At 58.6% G+C, this 5,217-nt stretch carries 4 protein-coding genes; 2 read left to right on the top strand and 2 right to left on the bottom strand.

What is annotated here, in order from left to right:
- Both ACIOZM_RS18210 and ACIOZM_RS18205 read right to left on the bottom strand, forming a co-directional pair.
- A partial coding sequence (locus ACIOZM_RS18210) for a Re/Si-specific NAD(P)(+) transhydrogenase subunit alpha (protein ID WP_401216190.1) occupies positions 1-1,130 on the bottom strand: 1,130 nt, incomplete at its 3' end.
- Positions 1,131-1,564: 434 nt separating this feature from the next.
- On the bottom strand, positions 1,565-2,464 hold the full coding sequence (locus ACIOZM_RS18205) for a LysR family transcriptional regulator (RefSeq protein ID WP_401216189.1): 900 nt from the start codon (positions 2,462-2,464) through the stop codon (positions 1,565-1,567).
- Positions 2,465-2,622: 158 nt separating this feature from the next.
- On the opposite strand from ACIOZM_RS18205, the gene ACIOZM_RS18200 reads away from it, so the two are divergent.
- Together ACIOZM_RS18200 and ACIOZM_RS18195 are read left to right on the top strand one after the other, a co-directional pair.
- Positions 2,623-3,804: an acyl-CoA dehydrogenase gene (locus tag ACIOZM_RS18200; RefSeq protein WP_150652811.1), complete on the top strand. Its 1,182-nt coding sequence runs from the start codon at positions 2,623-2,625 to the stop codon at positions 3,802-3,804.
- 13 nt (positions 3,805-3,817) lie between these two features.
- Positions 3,818-5,038: a CaiB/BaiF CoA transferase family protein gene (locus ACIOZM_RS18195; protein WP_401216188.1), complete on the top strand. Its 1,221-nt coding sequence runs from the start codon at positions 3,818-3,820 to the stop codon at positions 5,036-5,038.
- The last annotated feature ends 179 nt before the right edge of the window (positions 5,039-5,217 follow it).

The raw sequence follows: 5,217 nt of genomic DNA, 5'->3' as shown, positions 1-5,217 counted from the left end.
ATCCCTGCTTTGGCGTTTTTGCGGATGACTTGGCCGTCGCGGCACATCAGGCACGCGGCGACGATATCGTCTTCGAGGTTCACTTCGAACTGGCCTTCTTTAGTGAAGACCAGCTTCAGGAAGTCCAGCAGGTTGCGGGCGTACAGCGCCGAGGCGTCTGCGGCGACTTCACCGGCCAGATTGGTCGGGCCGGCGATGGTGACGCCGTTCGCGATCACCACTTGATCGGCTACTGTCAGCGGGCAGTTGCCGCCCTGAGCCGCTGCGAGGTCGATGACCACCGAGCCTGGCTTCATCTGCGCCACGGTTTCCGCGCTCAACAGCACCGGAGCCTTGCGACCCGGAATCAACGCGGTGGTGATGACAATGTCGGCCTGTTTGGCGCGTTCATGCACTGCCTGAGCCTGACGCTGCATCCAGCTCGTCGGCATGGGCCGGGCGTAACCGCCGACACCGACGGCGCATTCACGCTCTTCATCGGTCTCATAAGGCACGTCGACGAACTTGGCGCCGAGGGATTCGATTTGCTCTTTCACGGCCGGACGCACGTCGGAGGCTTCGATGACTGCACCTAGACGTTTCGCCGTGGCAATCGCCTGCAACCCCGCCACCCCGGCGCCAAGAATCAGCACGCGCGCCGCTTTCACGGTGCCCGCAGCCGTCATCAGCATTGGCATGAAGCGCGGATAGTAGTGGGCGGCCAACAACACGGCTTTATAGCCGGCAATGTTCGCCTGGGACGACAGCACATCGAGGCTCTGGGCCCGGGAGGTGCGTGGCGCCGCTTCAAGGGCAAATGCGGTAATCCCGCACTCGGCCATTTTGGCGATGGTTTCATTGCTGAACGGATTGAGCATGCCCACCAGCACCGCGCCGCGCTTGATCAGCGTCAGTTCGGCATCGCTGGGTGCGACCACCTTGAGAATCAGCTCGGCACCAAACGCATCGTTGGCGCTGCCAATGGTTGCGCCTGCCGCCTCATAGGCACTGTCGACAACGCTGGCTTTAACGCCGGCGCCGGATTGCACAGTGACCTGATGACCTTGGCCGATCAGCTTCTTAATGGTTTCCGGGGTTGCAGCAACCCGTGTTTCACCGGTCTGGGTTTCGAGAGGAACTCCAATGTGCACGTCAAATCTCCTGCGTGATCTTATTGAGTAAACCCATGCACTACGGATGGTGCGGCTGGGGCGGCCGATCAGCACGATCCCGCCAAATCAGGGCGGGGCGCGGCATTTTGCAGGCGAACTTTATGCCCTTCAAGGGATTATGACGGGTGACGGAAAATTAACTACAAGTCATGCCGTGACCGAATGTCGCAGATGGCCGGCTGAATCCCTTGAAGGCCGTGCCTTGTAAGGATTCTGGCTGAATTTAAAGAATTTACACATCGGCGGGGTGAATGAGCGGATATCGGCATGGGATACCGGCGCAAAGCCATGCTGGCAGGCGCTTGTGGGACGTCTGTACGACTTTCGGATACAGTCTGTGAATATGCGACAAATACTTATATCTGTAGTGCTTTAAATAATCTGACTACGAGGTCAGCAAGTGTCGTAAGCCTTTATTCATCTAGCTTGTAGCTCTGTGCCTGATTTACCAGCCAGTCGCGAAATGCCTTTAATGACGCTGATTCGACTTTTCGCTCCGGAATCATCAGGTAATACGCCCTGATGCTGGAGAGCGCCTGAGGGTTGGCAATCACCAGGCGTTTCTCGGCCAATTCGCGCTGGATCAGGAACGGAGGAATCAGAGCGATGCCCATGTCGTGCATGGCTGCTTGGGCCAGCATCGAGAATAGCTCGTAGCGCGGACCTGTCATGTCGCGAGGGATATTCAGTTGCTGCGAGTTGAACCATTGGCGCCAGGCATATGGCCGGGTGGTCTGTTGCAGCAGTGGCAGTTCGGCGATCTCTTCAGGCTTCAGACGCGTCCTGTTGCCGATCAGGGCAGGACTGCATACCGGCATCGGATTCTCGCCCATCAGCCTGTGGGATTCGGTACCCGACCAATCGGCATCGCCGAAGTAGATTGCCGCATCGAACTCGGTATCGGCAAACAGGAAGGGCCGGGTGCGGTTGGTCAGGTTGACGGTGACTTCAGGATGTTTGAGCTGGAAGTCTTTGAGTCTCGGCAACAGCCATTGGGTACCGAAGGTCGGGACTACCGCGAGTTCGATCACATTGGCGCCCTGCTGGCCCATTACCGAGAGGGTGTCGCGCTCGACCGCATCGAGTTGGGTGGCGACCCGTCGGCTGTAGGAAAGCCCCGCTTCGGTCAGCTTCACTCCGCGCCGCGAGCGTCGGAACAGTTCCACGCTCAGGAACTCTTCAAGGCTGGCGATCTGTCGGCAAATAGCGCCTTGGGTGAGGGAAAGTTCCTCAGCGGCCCGGGTGAAGCTCTCGTGGCGGGCTGCGGCTTCGAAGCTGATCAGTGCCGCGGTACTGGGGATCTTTCTGCGCATGTACTTCAACCTCACTAATACATCTTATAAAAGGCGCTTGCCGACCTTACGGAGTGAGAAATTAGCACAACAGGATGCGAAATCCTCGTTTGCCGCATTGGCGAACCGGGCCTAGGATCAATGCCACGTTAATTCACCCGATTTGCGAGGACTCAATCATGGGCGGTAAAGCTAGCTTCAACTGGATCGATCCCCTGCTGCTGGATCAACAGCTCACCGAAGAAGAGCGCATGATCCGCGACACGGCCGAGCAGTTCGCGCAACAGAGCCTCGCGCCGCGTGTGCTTGAAGCCTTCCGTCATGAGAAGACCGATCCGGCAATCTTCCGCGAAATGGGTGAGGTCGGCCTGCTGGGCGCGACCATTCCCGAGCAGTACGGTGGCAGCGGCCTCAATTACGTCAGCTACGGTCTGATTGCTCGCGAAGTGGAGCGGGTCGATTCCGGCTATCGCTCGATGATGAGCGTGCAGTCCTCGCTGGTGATGGTGCCGATCAACGAGTTCGGTACTGAAGCGCAGAAACAGAAGTACCTGCCGAAACTGGCTTCCGGCGAATGGATCGGTTGCTTCGGTCTGACCGAGCCGAACCACGGTTCCGACCCGGGCGCGATGATTACCCGTGCACGCAAAGTGGAGGGTGGCTACAGCCTGACCGGCGCGAAGATGTGGATCACCAACAGCCCGATCGCCGATGTGTTCGTGGTCTGGGGCAAAGACGATGCCGGCGACATCCGTGGCTTCGTGCTGGAGAAGGGCTGGAAAGGCCTTAGCGCTCCGGCGATTCACGGCAAGGTTGGTCTGCGCGCATCGATCACTGGCGAAATCGTCATGGACAACGTGTTTGTCCCTGAAGAGAACATTTTCCCGGATGTGCGTGGCTTGAAAGGCCCGTTCACCTGCCTCAACTCCGCACGTTACGGCATCTCGTGGGGCGCGCTGGGTGCTGCCGAGTTCTGCTGGCATACCGCTCGTCAATACACGCTGGATCGCCAGCAGTTCGGCCGCCCGTTGGCTGCCACTCAGTTGATCCAGAAGAAGCTCGCCGACATGCAGACCGAGATCACTCTGGCGCTGCAAGGTTGCCTGCGTTTGGGTCGGATGAAGGATGAAGGCACTGCAGCCGTTGAAATCACTTCGATCATGAAGCGCAACTCTTGCGGCAAGTCGCTGGACATTGCACGCATGGCTCGCGACATGTTGGGTGGCAATGGCATTTCCGATGAGTTCGGCGTGGCCCGTCACCTGGTCAACCTGGAAGTGGTGAATACCTATGAAGGTACCCACGACGTTCACGCACTGATCCTGGGTCGTGCGCAAACCGGCCTGCAAGCGTTCTATTAATAGGAGAGCGAGCATGGGCGCGCTGTCGCATCTGCGGGTACTGGATTTATCGCGAGTATTGGCTGGGCCGTGGGCCGGGCAGATCCTCGCCGACCTTGGCGCCGAGGTGATCAAGGTCGAGCGCCCGGGCAATGGTGACGACACTCGCGCCTGGGGGCCGCCCTTCCTTAAAGATGCCTATGGTGAGAACACCACTGAGGCGGCTTATTACCTGTCGGCCAACCGCAACAAGCAATCAGTAACGATCGACTTCACGCGTCCCGAGGGGCAGAAGCTGGTTCGGGAGCTGGCGGCTAAGTCGGACATCCTGATCGAGAACTTCAAGGTCGGCGGGTTGGCAGCTTATGGATTGGATTACGAATCGCTGAAGGCGATCAATCCGCAGCTGATCTACTGCTCGATCACCGGTTTCGGTCAGACCGGGCCGTATGCCAAGCGAGCGGGCTATGACTTCATGATTCAGGGCTTGGGCGGGCTGATGAGCCTGACCGGTCGTCCTGAAGGTGATGAGGGCGCGGGACCGGTGAAGGTGGGGGTCGCGCTGACCGACATCCTCACGGGTCTCTATTCGACCGTCGCCATTCTGGCGGCGCTTGCCCATCGTGATCGTGACGGTGGGGGGCAGCACATCGATATGGCATTGCTGGATGTGCAGGTAGCGTGCCTGGCGAATCAGGCGATGAACTACCTGACTACGGGCAATGCGCCGAAACGTCTGGGCAATGCGCACCCGAACATCGTGCCCTATCAGGATTTTCCTACGGCCGATGGCGACTTCATCCTTACTGTTGGGAACGACAGTCAGTTTCGCAAGTTTGCTGAAGTGGCTGGTCAGCCGCAGTGGGCGGATGATCCGCGGTTCGTGACCAACAAGCTGCGGGTGGCGAATCGGGCGGTACTGATTCCCTTGATCCGTCAGGCGACAGTCTTCAAGACCACTGCCGAGTGGGTAGCTCAGCTGGAGCAGGCTGGCGTGCCGTGTGGGCCGATTAACGACTTGTCGCAGGTATTTGCTGATCCGCAGGTGCAGTCGCGCGGGTTGGCGATTGAATTGCCGCATGCGCTGGCAGGGATGGTACCGCAGGTGGCCAGTCCTATACGGCTGTCGCAGACGCCGGTGGAGTATCGTCATGCGCCTCCTTTATTGGGCGAGCATACGCTGGAGGTGTTGCAGCGGGTGCTTGGGCTGGGTGCTGGGGCGGTGGATGCGCTGAAGGCGGATGGGGTGCTCTGACTTCCCTTCTATATAGAGGGCGCTGTTCCTATCCTCTATATAGAAGGATTGGGCGTTTTCTGGCTTATCTGCAAGTTATTGAAAGAAAAGCGAAATTAACGGTTGACGGCAGATTCTGAGTCTCTATAATTCGCCCCACTTCCGGCGCAGTCGAAACGGAAAACTCCTTGGTAAACAAA

Source organism: Pseudomonas sp. NPDC087346 (assembly GCF_044744235.1).
In the GTDB taxonomy this organism is placed as follows: Bacteria; Pseudomonadota; Gammaproteobacteria; order Pseudomonadales; family Pseudomonadaceae; genus Aquipseudomonas.
The sequence above is the reverse complement of the archived record's forward strand: the minus strand, read 5'-3'. Positions and strand labels throughout refer to the sequence as shown.

Coding starts and splice junctions, on each gene's coding strand:
- ACIOZM_RS18205 (WP_401216189.1), bottom strand. CDS start 2,464: ATGCGCAGAAAGATCCCCAGTACCGCGGCACTGATCAGCTTCGAAGCC.
- ACIOZM_RS18200 (WP_150652811.1), top strand. CDS start 2,623: ATGGGCGGTAAAGCTAGCTTCAACTGGATCGATCCCCTGCTGCTGGAT.
- ACIOZM_RS18195 (WP_401216188.1), top strand. CDS start 3,818: ATGGGCGCGCTGTCGCATCTGCGGGTACTGGATTTATCGCGAGTATTG.